We start from the raw sequence: 21,600 nt of genomic DNA on the forward strand, positions 1-21,600 counted from the left end.
AAAAAATGAAATACCACCTGATTTGTTTGGCTTTGCTGCCGGCGCTGGCCCAGGCTTTTGATAGCGGCAGCTCGGGCGCTGATGGCGCATTCAACCCGACTTCCAATATCACGCTGCAGTTGCCGGAAAGCGGCATTCTGAATTACACCACGATCAATATTCCGGCCGGTGTGACGGTAAAGTTCAAACGCAACACGCTCAATACCCCCGTGCAGATTCTGGCTTCCGGCGATGTGAGTATCGATGGCGTGATCGACGTGAGCGGCGACAAGGCCTACAAGGTTGGCGCGGATACCCAGTATCCGGATTTCACTACCGACGGTTTGCCCGGCCTGGGCGGCCCCGGTGGCTTTGACGGCGGCCGCGGCGGGCGTGTGGCGGGTGCCTTAATTCGTGCGCACGATTGGACCGGCGTTGAAACCAGCTATGTCCCGATGTATGGCGGCGCCGGCCAAGGTCCCGGCGGCGGCGGCGGCGGCAAGGCGTGGTGGACACCTGACTCCTCGCCTGATTACATGGGGCCAGCTGGAGGTGCAGGAGGTAGCTACGCCGCGCCCGCGATGCTCCCCAATTTTAGCCATGTGCCTAATATGGGTTTAAGCCTCCGTTACTTCAACGCAGCGATCGGCAAGGTATACGGTTCGTCGTGGCTGCGGGTATTGCTCGGCGGCTCGGGCGGCGGCGGTGGCGCTGGTGGTAACAACATTGTCGGCTCCGGCGGCGGCGGCGGCGGCGGCGCCTTGCTGATCGCCGCAAGCGGCAAGGTGACGATCAATGGCAAGGTGCTGGCCAACGGCGGCGCCGGTGGCGATATCGCCGGCGCCAATATCGGCAGCAACGCCACCTATATCGGTGGTTGGGGCGGCGGCGGCGCAGGCGGCGCGATTCGCGTCGTCGCCAGCCAGATTACCGGAGCCGGCGAGCTTGCTGCGAAAGGGGGCGGCGGGAATGTATGCACCTCGGGAGCAACGTGTCGTAGTACTCCCTATTCCATCAGTCACAGTACTGCCTATTTGCCCGACATGGGTACTGTAGGAAGAGGGTCGGCCGGATCTCACGGCCGTATCCGCCTTGAATCGCAGGCGCTTGCGTTTACCGGTACGGCTACGCCGTCGGCCGTGACCAGCGTGGAGCCGGCGCCGGCTTTGCCGCAAGCCTTGCCTAGCCTGCAGATCGTCAGCGTCGCTGGCGCCAATGCGCCTGCCAAACCCACTGGCAGCGTCGATATGATCCTGCCGGGCGATATCACCAATCCGGTGACCGTTGCATTTGCAACCAGCGGGATTCCGCTGTCGAATATCGTGGAATTGATGGTGGTGCCTTCCTTTGGCGACAAAATCATTGTGAAAAGCGCGCCCATCACCGGAACCGTGCAAAACGGCTCGACCAGCGTTCAAGTGGCGTTGCCACCAGGCTCCAGTGTTTTGACCGCATCGACAACGTATACGCTGACGGTTGCTGCAGGCGAGGCGCTTTCCCGGTTTGCCAATAACGAACGGGTCGTGCAGGTGAAATTGATTGCAGGGTTGGATCAGTCACAGCGCGCACGTTTGATTACGGTTTCCGGCAAGGAGTTTGATGTGGCGCTGGAAGCGGTAAGCAATGTGCTGGGTTGATAGACCGGCAGCCCTAGCGCTGGGCAACTGATCAGTTCTCATGCCTTGCCGCGCCCCCTTGTAAAAAACACCAATAACACGGTAGCTCTCCATGACCCGTTTTGTGGCCACAACCTTGCTGTCCCGATTGACTGTCCCGCTGAACTTGACGGTTTTGCTGCGCACGGCACTACCCACACTGATGATGTTGGGTGTTGCGACCTTGCCTGCTGTAGCGATGGCCGAAGACACCGTCTGCGCCAAGGTCAAGATCGAGATCAAGCAGGAGCTGACGCTGGAGCGGCAGGCGTTCGACGCTGAGATGAAGATCAACAACACCACCGACAGTGGTGTGATCGAGAACGTCGAGGTCGTGGTCAAGGTCACCGACGAGGATGGCACTCCGATATCCATCACCAGCAACCCGAACGATCTGTCGGCCAAGTTCTTCGTCCGACTCTCCAGCAAACAGCAGATTTCGGACGTGGATGGCACCGGCACGGTCAACCCCAAGACCACGGCCATCATCAACTGGCTGATCATTCCGGCGCCGGGCTCGGCCGGTACCGCGCCAAGCGGCAAGAAATACCTGGTCGGTGCCACCTTGCGCTATCGCTATGGCGGGGAGAACACGGTGCTGGAGATCTCGCCGGACGTGATCACGGTGAAACCACTGCCCTCGTTGACACTGGATTACTTCCTGCCACGGGATGTGGAAGGCGATGATCCGATGACCAGCGAGATCGAACCTGTCGTGCCGTTCACGCTCGGCGTGCGGGTCCGCAACACCGGCGTGGCCGCCGCCAAAAACCTGAAGATCGATTCGGCTCAACCCAAGATCATCGAGAACAAACAGGGGCTGGCGATCAACTTCCAGCTTACTGGCAGCTACGTGAACGACGCGCCGGCGCAGAACTCGCTGCTGATCAATTTTGGCGACATCGCGGCCGACACGGCCAAGATGGGCCGCTGGATCATGGAAACCAGTCTGGCCGGCCGCTTTACCGAGTTCACCGCGCGCTTCACCCATGCCGACGAGCTGGGCGGGGCACTGACTTCGCTGTTGCAGGCGACCAATACCCACACCCTAATCCGCGATGTGCGGGTCGATTTGCCGGGGCGCGATTACGTGCGCGACTTCCTGGCGCAGGATGGGGATGTGATCCGGGTGTACGAATCGGACAGCACCGATACCGAGGTCACCGATTTTTCGGCCCAGGCCCAGCTGCAGGCGGTGGCCGGCGGCAGCACCGCCAATTACAAGCTGAGCGTGCCGCCAATCGCGGGGTTCGTCTATGCGCGCCTGCCCGATCCGTTCCAGGGGCAGAAGGCGCTGGGTCGGCTGGTTCGTGCCGATGGCAAGGTGCTTTCCGCCGAAAACGTCTGGCTGTCGCGCAGTCGCAATCCGGATACCAAGCAATGGCAGTACTGGTTCAACCTGTTTGACGTGAACAGCAACGGCCAGTATGCCGCTGAATTCCAGGCCCCGCCCGTGGCGGACCGGCCGCCGCTGCTGCAATTCATTCCGGATCGAACCGTTAAGGAAGGGCAGCAGGTTTCCTTCCTGGTGGAGGGCTCCAGCCCGGATGGCAAACCCGTGCAACTGGGGGCCGCGCCGCTGCCGGCCGGGGCTGGCTTCAGCGCGCAGGCCGCGCAGGGCGGGCTGGCACGCAGCCTGTTCGACTGGACCCCGGCCAAGGGCCAGGCCGGCAGCTATCTGGTGGTATACACGGCGACCGATGGCAAGCTCAGCGCGACCCGTAGTGCGCTGATCACGGTGGAAGCGGATGATCCGCCGCCGGGCCCTGGCACGCCGCAGCTGCTTGCGCCGTTGGCCGGTGCGCATGTGACGCAACTCAAACCGGCGCTGAGCGTGCAGCCGGGCCGGCACGAGCGTGATCCGACCACCCGTGTCGAATTCGAGGTCTACGCCGATGCGGCGATGACGCAGCAGGTGGCGGTGGGCGCAGCCAGCAAGGTGGGTGACGCACCCGTCGCGCTGACGCTGACTGAGGCGCTGAATGACAATACGCACTATTGGTGGCGTGCTCGGGCGCACGATGGCAGTGAGCTCTATAGCGCCTGGGTGCAGGGGCAATTCTTCATCAATCAGTTCAACGATGCGCCGGAAGGTTTCAACCTCACCAGTCCGGCGCCTAACGCCGAGGTGGCGGAAGTGCAGCCGACGCTGAGCTGGACCCATGCCCTCGACAAGGATGGGGATGCCATCACTTACAGCATTGCCGTCTACAAGGACGCTGCGCTGAGCCAGGTGGTGACCAGCGCAGCCGAGCTGTCGCCGGCAGAAGGCGGTAGCAGCAGTTGGTTGGTACCGCTGGCGTTGACCAACCATGCCAAGTATTACTGGCGGGTCATGGCTCGGGATGCGCTCGGCGCCCAGACGGCCAGTCCGGCGCGCTCCTTCGTGGTCGACACCGGCAACGCGGCACCGACGGCCCCCAGCGTGCTGAACCCACTGCCGGGTAGCCAGGCGGAGAGCAGCCCGGTGGCATTGACGATTAGCAACAGCAGCGATGCGGATGGCGACCTGATCACCTATGTATTTGAGCTGGATACGGTCAATACCTTCGATTCCGGTAACAAGCGCAGCTCCGGGCAGGTGATCCAGTCGCTGGGTGACAGCACGGCCTGGGCTGTCGACAATCTGCGGGAAAACCAGCGCTATTACTGGCGGGTGCAGGCGCAGGATGGGCGGGCCGAATCGGCTTGGGCGGTGGCTGATTTCTTGATGAATGCCGTCAACGAAGCACCGCCGTCGCCCGCGATCAATAATCCGGGAGACGGTGCCTGGGTGGGCACGGTACATCCGAGCCTGGAGCTTCATCCGGTGGAAGATCCGGAAGGCGATACGGTGACTTATCAGTTCCAGGTATTCGCCGATCAGGGGCTGAACCAGCTGGTGGTGGAAGGCAGCGCCAACAGCGCGGCCTGGGTCAGCAGCAGCGCCTTGAAGGATAGGGCAACGTTCTGGTGGCGGGCTCGGGCTGTGGATGCGCAGGGTGCGGCTAGTGCCTGGAGCGCTGCTGCACAGCTGTATGTGAGTTCGGTACCGTATCAGGATCCAACCATACAAGTGATCACGCCGGCTACGCCGTTGGAGCCGATCTGGAATGGCGGGAACAGCCCCAAGTGGGTGTCGATTACCTGGCGAGGGGTCAACCCCAGTCTGGATGCCACGGTGGCGTTGTATTACAGCAATACACAAACCGGTTACTCTGGCACTCAGATCATCGACGGGATTAAGCAATCTGCCGGGAGTGTGGCTGCCAGCTACCTATGGAACGTGACTGAGCTCGCCCCTGGCACCTATTACGTGTATGCGGTGATCTATGATGCGCGTGGCGTGGGCAGAGCCTACGCGCCCGGTGCGGTGGTGATCGCGCCTGCGGTCCGCTCCGGCCGGATTCTGGTGACGTCCGGGCAAGGGGGGGTGACCAATGAAGCCGGCGGTAGTACCACGATCAAGGTCAAGTTGGGCAATAAGCCGGCCCAGGATGTGGTTGTGCCACTGATCGTGAACAATTCACGCGAGGCCTACACTCAGCCTGCTCAACTGGTGTTCACCCCGCAAAACTGGGCAGCAGACCAGATAGTGACTATCCGCGGTCGCAACGATTGTGTGCGGGATGGCAATCAGGCCTACACGGTGACGGCAGGGCAGGCGATCTCGCTGGATGGGCAGTACATGGGGATCAGCGGTACTAAGGTCAGCCTCGTCAACATGGATGATACCGATTGGTCTGGCAGCAGCAATAATCCGAACATCAATCTGTGTGATCTGGCGCTGGTTAGCGAGAAACAGGTGGGCGGGGGGTATTGGGAGGCGGTGTTGTCGGTGGAGTTGACCAATACCGGTCATGATGCGGCCGCGATCCGGGCGCAGTTGAGCCAGGTTCCTGGTGGATTCACCGTGGTGGACGGTGTGTCGCAGTTTGGTGCGGTACGTAGCCAGGAGAGTGCGCGCTCGGCGGATACGATTACGGTCCGTGCGCCGTATTCGTTGAAGGATGTGTTGCTGCAAGTGAGTGTGGGCTTCCGCTGGGCCGTGGTGGTGACTGCGCAATAAGTTTCGATCACCGCAACACGGCGGCACTTAGCTAAGATAAAATCGCTGTTACAAAACAAAGTAAAGCAGTATCAGGGAGTTGCAGTGAGAAAGTGGTTGGGGGCGCGGCAAGGCGTTGGTCTGGCGCTTGCAAGCTGGGGATGGCGATGGTGAGCTATTCCTTGCGTGTACAGACGCTGGAGGGCAAGGTGCATAGCATTGCGGTAGACGCTGCCAGCGAAGGGGAGGCAGTGCGCAAGGCTGCTGCGCTGGGTGTGACCGTGGTCGGTTTTGATCGCCCTTCCGCTGCGCGCATCCCGGCTACTGGCAGGCGTTTTTCCCTGCCCTTGTTCAGCCAGGAGCTGCTTGCGTTGCTGGAAGCAGGTCTCGTTCTGACCGAGGCGTTGGCAACCCTGTTACGCAAGGAGCGCTCGCCGGTCGCACGCACCCTGTTGGAGGCTATCGTTCGCGGTCTGCAACAGGGCAGCAACTTTTCCGACGTGCTGGCGCGCTATCCCGAACATTTTCCGGAGCTGTACGTCGCGACCGTACGCGCCGCCGAGCGCACGGGCAACCTGCAGGAAGTCCTGGCGCGTTACATCGGTTATCAACTGCAGTTCGACGCCATACGCAAGAAGCTCATCGCGGCATCGATCTATCCGGTGATGCTGATGCTGGTCGGCGGCTTCATCGCCCTGTTCCTGCTGGGCTACGTGGTGCCACGCTTCAGTGCGGTCTACGATGCGACCGGTCGCGACGTTTCGGTTTTGTCCATGGCGTTGCTGGGGTTCGGACGCTTGCTCAACCAATATTGGTGGCAGGCGGCCCTTGCCACGGTGGCGAGTTGCTCGTTGCTGGCATACATCGTGGTGCATCCGGTCTGGCGTCAGCGGTTGCTTGAGCGCCTGCTCGCGTTGCCGTGGCTAGCGCGCAAAAGTGATGAGTTTCGCATGGCCAGGTTCTATCGGGCCTGTGGCTTGCTGTTACAGGCAGGGATACCTCTGCCACGGGCACTCTCAATGTTGTCGGGCCTGTTGTCGCAGCAGCAGCAGACGCGACTCTCGCGGGCCCGCCGCGAGCTGGAATCCGGTAAGTCTTTCTCCGACGTGTTGCAATTTCACCAACTGGCTGGGCCTATAGACGAATCGCTGATCAAGGTGGGCGAGCAGACCGGACGATTGGCCGACATGCTTGAGCGCGTCGCCCGATTTTACGATGACGATTTTTCGCGCTGGCTCGATTGGATTTCGCGGCTGCTAGAGCCCGTGTTGATGGCATTGATCGGCTTGGTGATCGGCACGGTCGTGATATTGCTTTACGTGCCCATTCTAGACTTGGCCGGGAACTTGAAATGAGTAGCCCGGAACTCGTTAACTGGCTGAGTCAGGCTCGGATTGCAGAGGCGCGCTCGCAAGCCTTGGCCCAAGGGTGCCCACTGATCGCGGTACTGGAGGACCTGAGCGGTGTTGCACCGGATTTGTTCGTTGAGGGGCTGGGCAGCCTGTTTCGCTATCCAGTAAAGCCGATGCCGGCATTGTCGGCGCTGAGCGCCGAATTCGACGTGCTTTCCTATCCCGAATGTATTCAGCGAGGCCTGGCTTGCGGTACGGACGCCGAAGGGCAGCTCTGGCTGGTCTTCGCTGACCCTTTTGATACCGAGCTTGAGTCCTGGCTGGCTTGCCGTATCGCCAGGCCACATCGCTCTGCGCTGGCGCATCGGGACGACATCGTGGCCTTCCTGGCCAGACAGGAGGAGCAGCTCAGGGCGATGCACGGGCTATCGCATGAGCAGGATGGCGGTACCAGCGGTGATGAGCAGATCGAAGACATCACGCTAGCTCGCATCAATGATGATGAAAGCCAGGTGGTGAGACTTGTCAACTCCACGCTCTACGACGCACTTAAGCTGCAGGCCAGCGATATCCATTTGGAGTGTGATGCGGGTTGCTTGTACATCAAGTACCGGATAGATGGCGTGATCGTGCAGGTAGGTCAGGTCAATGGCCAGGATTTGGCTGAGCAGGTCGTTTCTCGGGTCAAGGTCATGGCTGAGCTCGATATCGCCGAGCGACGCATTCCGCAGGACGGCCGGTTCAAGGTCAGGGTGAAGGGGCGGGAGGTCGATTTTCGCGTTTCGGTAATGCCCAACATCTTTGGTGAGGACGCGGTGCTGCGCTTGCTGGACCGGCAGGCGCTGACCGAAGCGTCACAGGCGCTACGACTCGACAGTCTGGGGCTCGACGAAACCTCAATCAGCCAGGTCCGGCTCCTGGCGAGCAAGCCCAACGGCATGCTGCTGGTAACCGGCCCGACCGGCAGCGGCAAAACCACCACCTTATATGCCACCTTGACCGAAGTGCATACCGGACAGGACAAGATCATCACGATCGAGGATCCGGTGGAATATCGCTTGCCTAGGGTGTTGCAAATTCCGGTGAACGAGAAGAAGGGGCTTACGTTTGCCAAGGGCCTGCGCTCCATTCTGCGTCACGACCCGGACAAGATCATGGTCGGCGAAATTCGGGATGAGGAAACGGCTCAGATCGCAGTGCAGTCGGCCTTGACTGGCCATCTCGTATTCACTTCCGTACATGCGAACAATGTATTCGACGTGCTCGGACGCTTTATGCATATGGGTGTCGATCCCTACAGTTTCGCGGCGGCATTGAACGGTATCGTGGCCCAGCGTCTGCTGCGCATGAGCTGCGCCCACTGTGCGATTGACGTGGAGCCAGAACAGGAACTGTTGCATGGCCTGGGTTTGAATCAACTGGACTTGCGCACCTGGCGCTTCAGGGCGGGGCAAGGGTGCGGTGTATGCCGCGGCACCGGTTACAAGGGGCGGCGTGCAGTGGTTGAGGTATTGGTGATGAACGATGTGCTGCGTGAGCTGATTGCGTCCAAGGTGTCCGTCGCGCGGTTGAAGGAAGAGGCGCGGCAGTCCGGAATGCGGCCATTGCGCTTGCAGGCTCTGGAATGGGTCTCGCGAGGTGAGACCACTTTGCAGGAGGTGATGCGTGTCATCGGCTGAAGCGCGGATCTACCTGCATGGCACGGGCCTGCGCTGGCTCGATACTGACCCGGCAGGCGAGGAACAGGAGCTCGTGTTTGCAAGTCAGCTTCAGCCGCTATCCGCGCAGGCGATCGATGAACTGGAGTCAACACTGGAGCAAGTGCTGGCATCGCTGCAGGCGCGCGATGTGCGGGTGTTGCTCGCTGCCAATCTGGCGCAGTGGTTCAGTCTGCCATGGAGCGGCGCGCTGGTTGGCCCAGACGGGGCACAAGCGCAATGCCGTTTTCGTTTATTGGATTTATGGGGCGATCAGCGTGCTGCTAGTGCCCTATGTGAAGTGGCCAGCCATGGCTATGGAAAGCCGGCAGCAGCGGTCTGCCTTGATCGTGACCTCTTTGCTTGTCTGAACCGGGTGCTGGTGCGGCATGGTAAGCGCCTCCGCGGTTTGCGCGCCCTTGCCGTAGATACATGGTACGTGGTTCAGCGACAGGTCGCAGATTCATGTTATGGCTATGCAGTGATTGAGGAAGGGGTGGTCTCGCTGTTTGTCTGCGATGGTGGACGGTTGCGCTACGTCGCAGGGCAATCCTGGCACGAAGACTGGGCTGAGGTGGTGTCCTTGCTGTGGCACCGTTCACAGGTCAGGGGCTTGAAGCCCATGCCGCTGCATGTGCTGTCCTTGATCAGCGAAGGCTCGATGCAGCGCGAATTGCCAGGCAAGCGATTGCATTGGCCTGATGCATATGCCCAGCTTGCACTGCCGGCCATCGGAGCCAACGAGTGGCCAGAGTTTGCCCCGGTCTCGCGCAATGACAAGATCCGATTCGGTGCGCTGGCAGTGGGTGTGCTGCTGTCGCTGATATCTGGTTGGAGCCTATGGCAGGCCCACGCAGAACTGGCTAAGGCACAGGTGGCACTTGCGCGCGCCGAGCCGCGTTTGATCCGTAAGTCTGTGTTGAATGAGTCTGAACAAAAACGGCTGCAGCAGAAAGTGGAGGCCGTGAACCGGCTGATTTTGCAACTGAATCTGCCCTATCCGGCATTGATGTCGGCGCTGGCGCCGGCATCCGACCAGATTGCGTTACGCGATATACAGCTCAGGCAAAGCGCTGACGGTGCCAGAGTAAAGCTGATGGTGTCATCCAGCGATGCTGCAGCGATGACTGGATACTACGCTCAGCTGCTACGTCATCCGCGGTTGGATCGGGTGCTGTTGCTCAAGCATGAGATTGCCAAGACCACGGCACCGCAGTTCGATTTCGAGCTGGAGGCCGTATGGCATTAAGACGATGGATGTTATGGCTGCGCTGGGGGATGTGGCGCACTTGGGTTTGGTTGGGCTGGGTGGGGACATTGGGCGTAGTGGTGGCCCTGCTCGGTTCATACATGCTTGAGCTCGCTGAACAGCAAAGGCAAGAAGCGAAGGACATCCTGATAGCACTGAAAACCAAGCCAGCTCGTACCGATGAGGTGCGGCCAATCCAGTCGCCTATCGATGATTTGCCAATGTTCTATGCCTCGCTACCTAAGCGTGAAGGCTTGCCGATCTTGCTGGACCGTTTGTTTGTACTTGCTGCACGTCACTCACTGCAGTTGTCCGCAGGTGAATACCTGCTCCAGTTAGATCCTCAAGCCGGTGTGCAACGCTATCGATTGCAGTTGCCAGTTGTTGGCAGCTATGACGCGATTTCCGGCTTTGTTGCGGAGGCATTGCATGCCATTCCCACGTTGACCGTCGAGTCGATCCACCTGAAACGTAACAGCATTGATGCCGATCAACTGGAAGCCGAATTGCAGTTGCAGCTGTTATTGCAAATAGAGGCTCCGCGGTGAAGGTGCGTCAGATTGGATTGGTATTTGCCCTAATCGTGTCGTCGGCATTGACCTGGTGGGCTGGTCACGCTGAAGAGGTGGTGCCTGCGCAGGCGATCATTCGCCACGCTAGCCTGACATCGCCCACTCCGCTGCCGATGCAAAAGCAATCGCAGCTACTGCGGCAGGATCGGCGTGAACCTGCGGGCGGTGAAAATCCATTCCAAGTAGCCGCTTGGCGGAAAGAGACCACACCGGCCCCATCTGCGGCCGCAGTACCGGCTTCGCCCTCCGCACCTGTTTTACCGTTCAAGTTGCTGGGGCGATATGTGGATGATGAGCGCGAATCCTTTTTCCTGCAGTACGGGGAACGGAACGTCGTTGCGAGTATTGGAGACGTGATTGACGATACGTACAAGCTGGTGTCGCTCGAGGGAGGTGTCTTGAAATTTAACTATCTGCCACTTGATATCCAACAGACCCTGGTGGTCGGAGAACAGAATTGAGGAGCTGTATCTACACGGGATTTTTTCGCCGGATCGCTTGGATTGTTCTTGTCCTGGTATTGAGCGGATGTGCTGGTTATCGGGAGTTTCGCGATGCCAAGGAGCTTTCGGCACAAGGCAAGCAGCAGGAGTCGCTGGCAAAGTTGGAGGAGGCATCCAGACTGGATCCCGGTAATGCAGAGTACAGGATAGCGTTGTTGTCGCAGCGGAACTTGCTGATAAACCAGACTTTACGACCCGCCGATCTGGCGAGACGCAATGGCAATATCACCGACGCGGAGAAGGGGTACCGCCAGGCGCTGGCTATCGATCCGGATAACGTCGTCGCCAAGCAAGGGCTAGAGGCAATCTATCAGGAGCGCAAGCACAGGCAGGTATTGGTAGAGGTGGACGCAATGATAGGCACCAGCGACCCTGCAGTACTGGAGCAGGCCGGGGAGATGTTGCGGTCCGTGTTGGCTGAGAATCCGCAACAGAAAGAGGCATTGCAACTCAAAGAGCGGCTTGCCAGTGCGCAAAAGGGCGGTGAATTGGCCGAGCTGGCGCTTTCTGCCAAGTACAAGAAGCCAATTACGCTTGAGTTTAGAGATGCGCCATTCAAGTCTGTTTTTGACGTCATTTCCAAAGTTTCGGGGCTCAACTTCTTTTTTGACAAGGAGATACGGCCAGATCTCAAGGTTACCATTCTGGCCAAGAATACCTCGATAGAGGATGCAGTTCGTCTGATGTTGGTGACAAATCAGCTTGAGCAGAAAGTACTTGGTGCGGACTCCATACTCATTTATCCAAATACGCCGCAAAAAACGAAGGATTATCAATCGTTGTCGGTACGTTCGTTTTTTGTGGCGAATGCTGATATCAAGGCGGTTGCCAATACCCTCAAGACCATACTCAAAGTCAAGGACATGGTGGCTGACGAGCGCCTGGGCATTCTGATCGTTCGCGATTCACCGGATGTGATCCGTATGGCGGAGCGACTCGTTGCCTTGCAAGATGTGGCTGACCCAGAAGTGATGCTGGAAGTAGAGGTATTAGAGGTACAGCGCTCACGCTTGATGGAACTGGGCGTCCGCTGGCCGGAACAGCTCAGCTTATCGCCACTGGTCGCTGAGGGGGCCGCCTTTACGCTGAACGACCTGCTCAACTTGAACAAGGACAAGATTGCAGTTGGTCTCGGAAATACCACGATCAATGCACGCAAGGAAGATCAGGATAGCAATATCCTCGCCAATCCACGCATCCGAGTACGGAACAAGGAAAAAGCCAAAATCATGATCGGCGACCGGGTTCCGGTTTTTACCACCAATCAGAACGGGACTTCAGGTTTTGCATCCGAGTCGGTTAGCTATCTTGATGTGGGTCTCAAACTGGAGGTGGAACCGAATATCTATCTGGACGAGGATGTCGCTATCCGAGTGAATCTGGAAGTCTCGAATATCATTCGCGAGGTTATCGGCTCCGCGAAATCGATTGCGTACCAGATCGGTACACGCAATGCCTCGACCGTGCTGAGGCTAAAGGATGGGGAAACGCAGGTCCTGGCTGGCTTGATCAGCGACGAGGATCGCAGTACCGGCAACCGTGTACCTGGTTTAGGAGAGTTTCCCGTTTTGGGGCGCCTGTTTGGTAGCCAGAAAGACGATACCAAACGCAGCGAGATCATGCTGTCGATCACGCCCCGGGTGATACGTAGCATACGTCGTCCGGACTTGGCTAATACCGAGTTTGATTCTGGTACCGAGGTCTCGGTCGGCGCAAAGCCTCTGCGCCTGGTTCCAGCCCAGGAAGACAAAACTTCACCAGCTGGTACCGTAGAAAAGCAGGCTACAGCCAAGGTGACTATCCCTGGGGCTGCCGTTGGCAAGGTACCAGTCAAGAATGGTGCGTTGGCTGGGGGCTCGGCGAGCGAGTCCATCGCGGTTGGAACAGCTCAAGCCGGCGGGTTGAGCTTGGCATGGGGTGGGCCTGCAGAGGTTGGATCTGGAGAGCAGTTCAGTCTCGTGGTACGTATCAACAGCAACGAGCCCTTGCAGGGGGTGCCAATGTTGGTCTCGTACGACCCGGCCTATGTGCAGTTGATTTCGGTGCAGGAGGGGGATTTCCTCAAACAACAGGCGGGAGGAACGGTATTTAACCAGCGTACCGATCCAGTACAAGGCAAGGTCTTTGTGTCAAATGTCAGGCATGGTCCGGCGGGAGTGAATGGGAGTGGTTCGCTGGCTACATTCACGTTCAAATCGTTGAAGGCTGGACTTACCAAGGTGAATGTCATGTCCATCAGTCCGGAGCCCGTGCCGGCGCAGGCGTTGCCGCTACCGATTGTCCATGCCATGAAAATTGGGAACTAGACGGTGGACAACCTCACGACTTGGCGAGTCAGAATACATGGCTTTACCTTCATTGAGCTGATGGTCACGCTGGCCATCATGGCGGTGTTGGCGTTGGTCGCGATTCCTGTCGCGCAACTGGCCAGTCAGAGGGCTAAGGAGAGTGAGTTGCGTTTAGCATTACAGGAAATACGCAGCGGAATCGATGCGTACAAGCGTGCTGCCGAACAGGGACGTATTGCATTGGCTTTGGGAGAGTCCGGTTATCCCAAAGCGTTGGAAGATCTGGTTGTAGGTGTTGATGACGTTCGTAGTCCAGACAAGCGCAAGCTTTACTTCATGCGTCGTTTACCGAGAGATCCTTTTTATTCCGACCCAACGATCGAGGCAGCTGACAGCTGGGGGCGACGTAGCTACGCCTCGCCAGCAGACGCGCCCAGCGAAGGTGAGGATGTTTACGATGTGTATTCATTGTCGGACAAAGTTGGGCTCAACGGTGTGCCCTATCAGGAGTGGTGAAATGCGAGCCCAGGTGTCAAGGACTAGCTCCAAGGCGTTCACCTTGATCGAACTGCTCGTGGTGCTGGCCATTGTGGCAATGCTTACCACAATCGCGTTGCCGCGTTACTTCCAGTCGTTGGAGCGAGCCAAGGAGGGCGTGCTTCAGGAAAATTTGCTGGTCATGCGGCGCAGCATAGACCGCTTTTATGCGGACAAAGGCCGCTACCCGAGTAACTTGGCTGAGCTGGTCGGCGAGCGCTATTTGCATGCAGTACCTGTTGATCCGTTGACAGAAACTGCTGCTAGCTGGATTGAGTTGCCGCCGGATGGGGCGGGGGCCGGTGGGGTTGCTCAGGTTCGCAGTGGGGCCAGCGGTGCCGGGCTGGATGGCACAGCGTTCAGTGAGTGGTGACCCAGTGCGCAAGGCCTGCGGTTCGGTGGTCCCCTACGTTAGGCAGACAGGATTTGCCTATCTATTTCTGTTGTTCACATTATTGCTGTTTGCATTGAGTGCTTTACTGGTTGTTGAGGTCGATGCAACACATTCAAGACGAGAGCGGGAGCAAGAGCTGCTTTTCATCGGGGGGCAATTCCGGGCCGCTTTGCGTAGTTATCACCGTGGCTCCTTGGTAGGTGGCCAGGGGGAATATCCGCGCGAACTTGTCAACCTGCTTTCTGATCCACGCTCTCAAACGTTACGTAGACATCTGCGCAAGATTTATCGTGATCCCATTGTGAGTAAGGCAGAATGGGGTCTGCTTCTGCAGAACGGGCGTATTGTATGCATCTACTCTCTGAGTGAGCTGAAACCAATCAAACAGGATGGTTTTGAGCCTGATGATGCGAGTTTCAAGCATGCTGCAAGTTACCGGGATTGGGCATTCTGTGATCCTGCGGATCGTAGGCCACCGGTTGCCGTGCATGATGGTCAACCCTCGGCGATGCCAGCTAAGGAAATCGAGGAACCCGAAAAATGATGCATCTCTGGCGATGCTGGTTATTGATGGTCTTGGGTGTTCAGCATGCAATGGCATTTGATCTGCCGGAAGAGGTCCAGCGTTTGCCTCAAGTCGGTGCTCAGTGCAAGCAACAAGCTGAGGTAAGTCCCTTGCAGGAGTTGTCCGAGCGCGGTTTTGCTCCCGATTTCTCCTGCGCATTGTCAGTTACCAATTCGTTATCGCAGCCGCCTACGGCGATATGGGTTGATACGCGTAGAACTAATGAATATGCCATTTATCATATTCCGAACTCCGTAAATCTCAGTCCAGAAGGTTTGAGCTCCAAACATTATCTGAAATCTAAACCCTTAGTGCTGGTTGGTAGTGGCAGGCAGGATGTGGAGTTGTACACCCTGTGCCGACGCCTCAAGCAGACAGGTTTTAACCATATTGCAGTTCTTCAGGGAGGGATGTTGAGTTGGGACATTCAAGGGAAGGTAGTCGCAGGAAAAACACCATCGAGCTTCGAGTCGGCTCAATTGCAGGCCGGAGAGTTGTATCAGGCAAGCCGATTTGCTGAAAACGCAGTCATCGTTTTGCCGGACGGGGCAGCCCTGCGAGACTATCTCGCGCAAGCCGTCCCTGCGGAGTCTGCACTGCCGTCTGCTTTGGTCCGATTGCTCAAGCAGCGGCGCAAAGCGCTGCCTAACTTGCTTTTGGCTAGCGTGATCGTAGTGAGCGGAGCTTTGGATGAGTCGGCTTGGCGTGCGCTACAGCTGGCAGTCCCCGAGGCACCGGTATTGTATTACACAGGCTCGGTTGCGGCCTATTCGGCATTTTCGAGGCAGCAGCAGGCGCAGTGGCATGCCCGTGAGCGAGGCCCAAAACAACCACGCTGTGGTACATGAATTCATTGCAATGAATCGGCGAACGTTTTTGTCTTTATCTATGGCATCGTGTTTTTCTAGCACTTGGGCCAAGGCATCCTCCAGGCAACGGCTGGTCCGACAACAGCTGACCATGACCAATTCCAGTGAGCTTGCACTGAACGATGCCACGGCTTGGTTCTATGTCCCAATGCGTGTTGCAGCGGGACAACGTCGTACTGCCCTTGATATCCATGGAATGGGATTCCAGTTGATCGATGCGGGACGAGGGCAAAGCTTGGTCAAGATCGTGTTACCCGAGCTGCCGGCGTTTTCCAGCAAGATTATCCGAGTCCAGGCAACCCTGTCACCCTATTGGAATGATACGTTGCTTGAACCTACTCTCTATTTGCACGGTTCGCGGTTCATTGAGGTTGATGATCCCACTGTGCAGTCATTGGCCAATATGCTGCGCCAAGACAGTCCATTACTTACGGCTCGAGCCATTTATGACTGGGTGAGCGGCAATCTCAGTTACGCCGGGTTCACGGCAGACGATTTTGGCGCAGCCTATGCGCTGCGCCATCGGCGCGGGGACTGTACTGAATATGCCTATTTGTACACTGCACTGGCTCGGGGTTGCCAGATTCCCGCACGGGTGATGGGGGGATATGTATTGAATCGCGATGGGCTGATCCGCTCTGCTGAATATCACAATTGGTCTGAGGTGTGGATAGATGAGGGCTGGCAGGTCGTGGATGCACAAAAGCAGATGTTTTTACCGCAATCGCTCGAGTATATTGCGTATCGTGAGTTGCAGAGTGGCGTAGCTGACGGGATTGATTCGGTCAGCAAATTCTGGGCTTCTGGTGGGGTAAAGCTCACCATGGAGTGACGTCGCGTCATCTGATTGAATCGCCACAACGTTCTTAGACGTTTGCGAGCCTATCGAAATAGCGCCGCTCAAACTCCACCGGCGAGAGACGCTCGTTGCTCCCGTGGCGACGCTTGGGGTGATGTCCCCCCCACGTTCAGTTGCCATTGACCAAGTATCGGTTCTTTTCCGCTCGCAGACCTTCCGCAGTGCTCCCACCTGCGGGCAGCAAGCCATACTCAGTTCTCGCGGTTTGGTCCGCTCCAGCAGACAGCAACACTTCAACGTTTTCTGCCTTTCCTCCCAGGTAGGCATAGTGGAGCGGCGTCATTTCATGCTCGCCGCGCTGCTCCAAGCTCGGCCCGTTCTGCAACAGCCACTTGATGTCGTTGGGACCGCATTTCCAAGCAGCCAGGTGAATTGGCGCTTCGCCGAACGCGTTGAGTTGATCAACATGCGTCAATGGCACGTAGTTCGCATCCTCGTCCATGGCGCACCGCCAATGAGGTTCGAGGTGTGCAAGGACGTCGGGGCTTAGGGCCTTCGAGCTTTCAGCGCTCATGCCGGTGTCTTATAACGATTAAGTTAAGGGGCCGCGGAACGCGGTCCCAGCGAACGAAGTGAGCGCTTTGAGCGCATTGTTAGGTGACTCACTGGGGCTGTTTATAAAAGCTACCCCATTTTCCCTTGAGCTCTTTGATGATGTGCGCAGTGTCAATGTTTGCATTGTTCTTCAAATTTGTCAGATGTACTAGTCGTTTGCATATATATTCGAGAGGTAACCCTTCAGTGTTACTAAACACTAGTTCCTTTAGGGTTTCTGCCTGCTCCATGACGTCAGCGAAATTGTTTAGTGAAGATAGATGGAATGAGTGGTTCTTATCGAAACTGAACTCGATCGAGTGCTCTTCAAGTCGAAATCTTGAGTCAACTGAATCTAGCCAGGCTTCATATTCATGCAGCTGAGTCATGTTGTGTTCACCTAACGTTGAAGGTAAGGGGCGCGGAGCCGGATTGCCGGCGGAGCGTCCCGCTTGACCGAAAAGTTAGACATTTTGTAGCAAAATAGAATGTTAAAGACCTAGAGAGGATTTTATTGCAATAATGACCGGGGTTAGCACGACAAGCATAAGGATCGATATATTAAACAAGCCGGATTCAAAATTTGTGCGCTTGAAGCCGCCCATCTGTAGATAGATAAGCCCAAGGGCGAAGAGGACACAGAGGCTGAACATGCCGTAAAAAGGCGGCACCGGCGAGATGTTCGGGGCATAATTGTGAAGAAGGGAGATTGTGAGGTAAATAACCACACCAAGCAGAACGATCTGACCCTCGCGGCGAGAGAGAAATACGGTGTTGAGGTAATTTTTCATTGCCTATCTTGGAAATATAGAGAGGTAAATGTCTAACGAATCAAAGGGACTTCCCCGTCCCGAGGCTGCGGCGGAAGCCGCGGGCAGCACGCGCTGCCATGATGGAATTTCCACATTCATCACCTCACTTACAGGAGGGGAAATCCATGACCATTATCACGGTTGGTATCGATCTCGCCAAGAATGTCTTTGCCGTGCATGGCGTCGATGAAACGGGCAAACCGGCGCTGCGCAAACCCAGGGTGCCGCGGGCGGCGTTGCTGGAACTGATCGCGCAGCTGCCGCCGTGCCTGATTGGCATGGAAGCCTGCTCCGGCGCCCACCATTGGGCCAGGCTGTTTCAGCAGCACGGCCATACCGTCAAACTGATCGCCCCCAAGTTTGTCGCCCCTTATCGGCTTGGCGGCAAGCAGGGCAAGCACGATGCCGCCGATGCCGCCGCCATCTGCGAAGCGGTGACCCGCCCCCACATGCGCTTCGTACCGATCAAGGATGCCGACCAGCAAGCTATCCTGACCCTGCATCGTACCCGGCAAGCGCTGGTTGCCGAGCGCACCGCCAGCTACAACCGCATCCGCGGCCTGATTGCCGAATTCGGCATCGTGCTGCCGCAGAAGGTGGAACGGCTACGGCGCGAGATTGGCGCCCACCTGGAAGCGCTACCGGGCTGGGCCAACTGCTGCATCGGTGATCTGCTGCAGCACGCCAGCCAGCTCAGCGAACGGATCGAGCAGTACAGTCAAGCCATCGAACAACTGGCCCGGCAAGATCCACGCGCCCAGCGGCTGCCGCGCCAGCCGGGCATCGGCCCCACCACCGCCAGTGCGCTGCTGGCCAGCATCGGTGCCGGCCATGACTTCGACTCGGGCCGGCAACTGGCAGCGTGGATCGGGCTGGTGCCTGGGCAATACAGTAGTGGTGGCAAGACCCGACTAGGGCGGATCACCAAGGCCGGCGACGGATATTTGCGCAGCCTGCTGGTGCTGGGTGCCCGTGCGGTGCTGGCGGGCTTGGGTGACAAACAGGACCGCTACAGCCGCTGGGTGCGCAGCCTGCAAGCGCGGCGCGGTTACTGGAAAGCGGTGGTAGCGATTGCGGCCAAGAACGCACGGATGGCGTGGGCGATCTTGCGTTATGGCGATGAGTTCACGGTACTGGCCGATTGAATTGGCCGGCGCCGACGCCCTGCAAGGGTGGGGCTGCAGGCCAGGAGACTGGGATGAGCGGATGAAGTGAATCGAGTGTGAACTGCTGGCGTTGATTGTGAAGAGGTTGGACCTGCTTGGGGAATGCCTGATTAATTCCAGGGGAAGATCAGATTCCCGGCTAACGATGGAGGCCCCCAAGCGCGTCTTTGATCAGGGTCCGGGCTGAATCAGCCCAACATGACCGTTTGTAGTGTTGCAGTCCTTCACCTGCTTCTAAGTCTGGCCGGCGGTGCCGCAAGAAAGCGAGTAAACCGGACTTTGCTATTGCAAGGGACGGGGAAGCCCTTGTAGTGGAAGTGAGGGGCGGCCGGAGCGGAGCGTAGGGAACCACAAGCGCAGCTTGTGGCCGTCCCGCTCGACTGCCGGGTTAGAGCAGCGCGCCGAAATGAACAGATAGGGCCAGATAAGCACGATAGACACCACACGAGAAAGCAGCGTAAGAACCAAGACCAAGAAGAACAGTAAAGATGTGTGCAGCAATTGCTGATTTTTGGGCTTCGTGTTGATACAAAAGCTGGGTTACATACCGGCCGCCGAAAGCTACTGCCGTTAAAAGTACACCGCATCCAAACAACAAGAGCGAGACCGTAAGAGCTTGCCCCAGCTTGCCAGTACCTTCTTTTGCCGCGCTTGCGCTCAGGAAGCTGAGTATGGCTATTACTGCGCCTCCGTTAACTAGCAATGCCGAGTTGAGCGCTTCTTTTCCCGCCTCGATGACGGCGCGGAACATTTCAAAGCCAGACTGTGTGACCGCATCGAAGTGAGCGAGGGTTTGCTGCATTTCAAGCTTCCTCAGCTCTAACGACACTCCCGATTCTTGCTCGAGTTCTTGGAGATATTTTTCGACGGCTTCAATTCGGACAGTCTTTCGACCGCCTTTTTTTACCGCAGTAAGATCATCCCGAAACCTATCGATTGCCTCTTTGGCGTCCATGGAATGCTCTAACGTGGAAGTGAGGGGCAGCCGAAGCGAAGCGCAGGGAACCACAAGCGCAGCTTGTGGCTGTCCCTCTCGACTGTAGTGTTAGACCGCATGGCCCACCCCGATGAGAGTGAAGACTGAACCTGCAATGAAAGCGGCTCCTGCGCTCCATTGAAGTAGAAGGTAAACCCGCTTAAGCACACGAAACTTACAGTCCCGAATATCTCGAAACACAATGTCTGTAACTTCTTCGGCATCAAAACGTGATTTGGCGTTTTGAAATCTATTGCGATCTCTTGATGCGTTCGATGCTGACACATATTTCATGATTACCAATGCGAGGATGCCAGAGACAAATGCCCAAGCCCCCGCGTATTGCCAACAAGCAATGATCTGCTTTGCTTGAATAAAACCGATGGATGCTGTTGCAGCGGCCCCGTTGGCAAGCCACAAATGCTTCTCTAGATCATTTACTGACTCCGATTCCAAAGAGCGCGATTTATTCCAATAGTCTTCAATCATCGCTTCGAGCCTCTTCAGATCGTCTGCGAGGTAAGCGCTGCGCTTCTTGTTTTGGAGATTGAACATAAGAGCGGTCTAACGTTGGAATTAAGGGGCGCGCTTTAGCGCGTCCCGCTTGAATGAAAGGTTAGGCGTCACCGCCTACTGAGAGGTTGGAAGATGACCCACGATAGATAGCGATGAGAGCGAACAATGGGCTTCCAGTGTCAACGACAAGTAGTAGCAACATGAAGGCTGCAATGCTGAATTGGCCCCATGCGAAGAGCACGCCGAAGGTAGCAAGTATGGACCCCAAAATGGGGATTCCTGAGATAAAGCGATAGCCCTGCAGGGACCCATTGTGGTGCGAAAATAGTGCAGGCCGAACGAACGACAAGTAGAAGTTAAAACCAGCGACAAGTGCTGCAATTGTGAGAAGAACCATTACCCCGATGCTGCTGCCCTGATCGGCAGAACTGTGAAGGCCCGCAATTAGCGAGAGCAGGCCGAGCATAGCCGGCGCAGACAATATTAGCGCAGCGACCAAGCAAGAGAATCGAGAGATTGCCATAGCTCCGCCCCGATGCCTAACGTTTGAGATAACCGGCATGACCCGGCTTGCCGGGGCATGTCCGGTTGATTGAAGGGTTAGGCGTCGCTGCTTGTGCTGCCACCTGATTGCTGTTTCTATTCGAAGACTTTGCCATCGGGTTTCCAGTCGTTTCGTCCCCATCCCTCCGTTGGGATGAAGACCTTGAAGCCTGCTTTCGCTAGCTTTTGGGCAACTGAATCTGGCTCAGCAACAAGCTCTGTCTTGGAGTCTTTCCAAGAAGTCTTGTCGGTTAGCACGAGCCAATATGCGTACTCCGGCATTTCCGATTCATCTGAATCACACACTTCTACTGTGACATTGCGAGCGTACCCACAGAAGTAGTGATCGTCGGGTGGGTAGTTTGAGCTCTCGCGTTCCTCGTACTCAGTAAGCCCCAACGCGGCGAATACCCGGACGGCGAGATCCGATAGGCCAGCTACTGGCGTTGAACTTCTCAGGAGGAGAACTACATGCATGTTGCGACGCCTAACGTTGGAGGTAACGTG

General features: G+C 57.2%; 19 protein-coding genes. 14 read left to right on the forward strand and 5 right to left on the reverse strand.

Features of this window, described 5'->3' with window-relative positions; all coding sequences use genetic code 11:
- The first annotated feature begins 5 nt into the window (after positions 1 to 5).
- The 13 genes from NLI84_RS08435 to NLI84_RS08495 all read left to right on the forward strand — a co-directional run bounded on the left by NLI84_RS08435 (position 6) and on the right by NLI84_RS08495 (position 16,519).
- Entirely contained in the window at positions 6 to 1,616 is a 1,611-nt protein-coding gene (locus NLI84_RS08435) for a hypothetical protein (RefSeq protein WP_255989559.1), read from the forward strand.
- Positions 1,617 to 1,833: 217 nt separating this feature from the next.
- Positions 1,834 to 5,682: a hypothetical protein gene (locus tag NLI84_RS08440; protein WP_255989560.1), complete on the forward strand. Its 3,849-nt coding sequence runs from the start codon at positions 1,834 to 1,836 to the stop codon at positions 5,680 to 5,682.
- Positions 5,683 to 5,828: 146 nt separating this feature from the next.
- A complete protein-coding gene (locus NLI84_RS08445) occupies positions 5,829 to 7,016 on the forward strand; it encodes a type II secretion system F family protein (protein WP_255989561.1) in 1,188 nt (395 codons plus the stop codon).
- Positions 7,013 to 8,692, forward strand: coding sequence for a GspE/PulE family protein (locus NLI84_RS08450; RefSeq protein ID WP_255989563.1), 1,680 nt, complete (start codon positions 7,013 to 7,015; stop codon positions 8,690 to 8,692). The genes NLI84_RS08445 and NLI84_RS08450 overlap by 4 nt, the downstream gene beginning before the upstream one ends.
- The gene (locus NLI84_RS08455; RefSeq protein ID WP_255989564.1) at positions 8,679 to 9,959 is read left to right on the forward strand and encodes a hypothetical protein; all 1,281 of its coding nucleotides are present in this window, start codon (positions 8,679 to 8,681) and stop codon (positions 9,957 to 9,959) included. The genes NLI84_RS08450 and NLI84_RS08455 overlap by 14 nt, the downstream gene beginning before the upstream one ends.
- An 8-nt stretch (positions 9,960 to 9,967) precedes the next feature.
- A complete protein-coding gene (locus NLI84_RS08460) occupies positions 9,968 to 10,507 on the forward strand; it encodes a hypothetical protein (protein WP_255989566.1) in 540 nt (179 codons plus the stop codon).
- The gene (locus NLI84_RS08465; protein ID WP_255989567.1) at positions 10,504 to 10,992 is read left to right on the forward strand and encodes a hypothetical protein; all 489 of its coding nucleotides are present in this window, start codon (positions 10,504 to 10,506) and stop codon (positions 10,990 to 10,992) included. The genes NLI84_RS08460 and NLI84_RS08465 overlap by 4 nt, the downstream gene beginning before the upstream one ends.
- Entirely contained in the window at positions 10,989 to 13,340 is a 2,352-nt protein-coding gene (locus tag NLI84_RS08470) for a secretin GspD/PilQ domain-containing protein (protein ID WP_255989569.1), read from the forward strand. The genes NLI84_RS08465 and NLI84_RS08470 overlap by 4 nt, the downstream gene beginning before the upstream one ends.
- 3 nt (positions 13,341 to 13,343) lie before the next feature.
- Positions 13,344 to 13,838: a type II secretion system protein gene (locus NLI84_RS08475; protein WP_255989571.1), complete on the forward strand. Its 495-nt coding sequence runs from the start codon at positions 13,344 to 13,346 to the stop codon at positions 13,836 to 13,838.
- 1 nt (position 13,839) lies between these two features.
- A complete protein-coding gene (locus tag NLI84_RS08480; protein ID WP_255989573.1) occupies positions 13,840 to 14,232 on the forward strand; it encodes a type IV pilin protein in 393 nt (130 codons plus the stop codon).
- Entirely contained in the window at positions 14,207 to 14,797 is a 591-nt protein-coding gene (locus NLI84_RS08485) for a type II secretion system protein (RefSeq protein ID WP_255989574.1), read from the forward strand. The genes NLI84_RS08480 and NLI84_RS08485 overlap by 26 nt, the downstream gene beginning before the upstream one ends.
- Positions 14,794 to 15,666, forward strand: a complete 873-nt coding sequence (locus NLI84_RS08490; RefSeq protein ID WP_255989575.1) for a rhodanese-like domain-containing protein — start codon at positions 14,794 to 14,796, stop codon at positions 15,664 to 15,666. Before NLI84_RS08485 ends, NLI84_RS08490 begins: the two co-directional genes overlap by 4 nt.
- Before the next feature lie 112 nt (positions 15,667 to 15,778).
- Positions 15,779 to 16,519 (forward strand): transglutaminase-like domain-containing protein, encoded by a 741-nt coding sequence (locus NLI84_RS08495; RefSeq protein ID WP_255989577.1) that lies wholly within the window; start codon positions 15,779 to 15,781, stop codon positions 16,517 to 16,519.
- Positions 16,520 to 16,655: 136 nt separating this feature from the next.
- Here the strand turns inward: NLI84_RS08495 and NLI84_RS08500 are convergent, their stop codons facing one another.
- Both NLI84_RS08500 and NLI84_RS08505 read right to left on the reverse strand, forming a co-directional pair.
- Positions 16,656 to 16,988: an ankyrin repeat domain-containing protein gene (locus NLI84_RS08500; protein WP_255989578.1), complete on the reverse strand. Its 333-nt coding sequence runs from the start codon at positions 16,986 to 16,988 to the stop codon at positions 16,656 to 16,658.
- A gap of 583 nt (positions 16,989 to 17,571) precedes the next feature.
- Positions 17,572 to 17,871 carry a hypothetical protein gene (locus NLI84_RS08505; RefSeq protein WP_255989579.1) on the reverse strand — a complete coding sequence of 100 codons (300 nt, stop codon included), beginning with the start codon at positions 17,869 to 17,871 and terminating at the stop codon, positions 17,572 to 17,574.
- A gap of 146 nt (positions 17,872 to 18,017) precedes the next feature.
- On the opposite strand from NLI84_RS08505, the gene NLI84_RS08510 reads away from it, so the two are divergent.
- The gene (locus NLI84_RS08510; protein WP_255989580.1) at positions 18,018 to 19,037 is read left to right on the forward strand and encodes an IS110 family RNA-guided transposase; all 1,020 of its coding nucleotides are present in this window, start codon (positions 18,018 to 18,020) and stop codon (positions 19,035 to 19,037) included.
- A gap of 409 nt (positions 19,038 to 19,446) precedes the next feature.
- Here the strand turns inward: NLI84_RS08510 and NLI84_RS08515 are convergent, their stop codons facing one another.
- From NLI84_RS08515 to NLI84_RS08525, 3 genes are all read right to left on the reverse strand, one after another.
- Positions 19,447 to 20,013 carry a hypothetical protein gene (locus NLI84_RS08515; RefSeq protein WP_255989581.1) on the reverse strand — a complete coding sequence of 189 codons (567 nt, stop codon included), beginning with the start codon at positions 20,011 to 20,013 and terminating at the stop codon, positions 19,447 to 19,449.
- A 90-nt stretch (positions 20,014 to 20,103) separates the two neighbouring features.
- Positions 20,104 to 20,589: a hypothetical protein gene (locus NLI84_RS08520; protein ID WP_255989583.1), complete on the reverse strand. Its 486-nt coding sequence runs from the start codon at positions 20,587 to 20,589 to the stop codon at positions 20,104 to 20,106.
- 600 nt (positions 20,590 to 21,189) lie between these two features.
- Positions 21,190 to 21,570 (reverse strand): hypothetical protein, encoded by a 381-nt coding sequence (locus NLI84_RS08525; RefSeq protein WP_255989584.1) that lies wholly within the window; start codon positions 21,568 to 21,570, stop codon positions 21,190 to 21,192.
- Between the last annotated feature and the right edge of the window lie 30 nt (positions 21,571 to 21,600).

The organism is Chitinolyticbacter albus (assembly GCF_024437655.1).
In the GTDB taxonomy this organism is placed as follows: domain Bacteria; phylum Pseudomonadota; class Gammaproteobacteria; order Burkholderiales; family Chitinibacteraceae; genus Chitinolyticbacter; species Chitinolyticbacter albus.

Coding starts and splice junctions, on each gene's coding strand:
- NLI84_RS08435 (WP_255989559.1), top strand. CDS start 6: ATGAAATACCACCTGATTTGTTTGGCTTTGCTGCCGGCGCTGGCCCAG.
- NLI84_RS08440 (WP_255989560.1), top strand. CDS start 1,834: ATGGCCGAAGACACCGTCTGCGCCAAGGTCAAGATCGAGATCAAGCAG.
- NLI84_RS08445 (WP_255989561.1), top strand. CDS start 5,829: ATGGTGAGCTATTCCTTGCGTGTACAGACGCTGGAGGGCAAGGTGCAT.
- NLI84_RS08450 (WP_255989563.1), top strand. CDS start 7,013: ATGAGTAGCCCGGAACTCGTTAACTGGCTGAGTCAGGCTCGGATTGCA.
- NLI84_RS08460 (WP_255989566.1), top strand. CDS start 9,968: ATGTTATGGCTGCGCTGGGGGATGTGGCGCACTTGGGTTTGGTTGGGC.
- NLI84_RS08480 (WP_255989573.1), top strand. CDS start 13,840: ATGCGAGCCCAGGTGTCAAGGACTAGCTCCAAGGCGTTCACCTTGATC.
- NLI84_RS08485 (WP_255989574.1), top strand. CDS start 14,207: ATGGCACAGCGTTCAGTGAGTGGTGACCCAGTGCGCAAGGCCTGCGGT.
- NLI84_RS08490 (WP_255989575.1), top strand. CDS start 14,794: ATGATGCATCTCTGGCGATGCTGGTTATTGATGGTCTTGGGTGTTCAG.
- NLI84_RS08495 (WP_255989577.1), top strand. CDS start 15,779: ATGACCAATTCCAGTGAGCTTGCACTGAACGATGCCACGGCTTGGTTC.
- NLI84_RS08500 (WP_255989578.1), bottom strand. CDS start 16,988: ATGGACGAGGATGCGAACTACGTGCCATTGACGCATGTTGATCAACTC.
- NLI84_RS08505 (WP_255989579.1), bottom strand. CDS start 17,871: ATGAAAAATTACCTCAACACCGTATTTCTCTCTCGCCGCGAGGGTCAG.
- NLI84_RS08510 (WP_255989580.1), top strand. CDS start 18,018: ATGACCATTATCACGGTTGGTATCGATCTCGCCAAGAATGTCTTTGCC.
- NLI84_RS08515 (WP_255989581.1), bottom strand. CDS start 20,013: ATGGACGCCAAAGAGGCAATCGATAGGTTTCGGGATGATCTTACTGCG.
- NLI84_RS08520 (WP_255989583.1), bottom strand. CDS start 20,589: ATGTTCAATCTCCAAAACAAGAAGCGCAGCGCTTACCTCGCAGACGAT.
- NLI84_RS08525 (WP_255989584.1), bottom strand. CDS start 21,570: ATGCATGTAGTTCTCCTCCTGAGAAGTTCAACGCCAGTAGCTGGCCTA.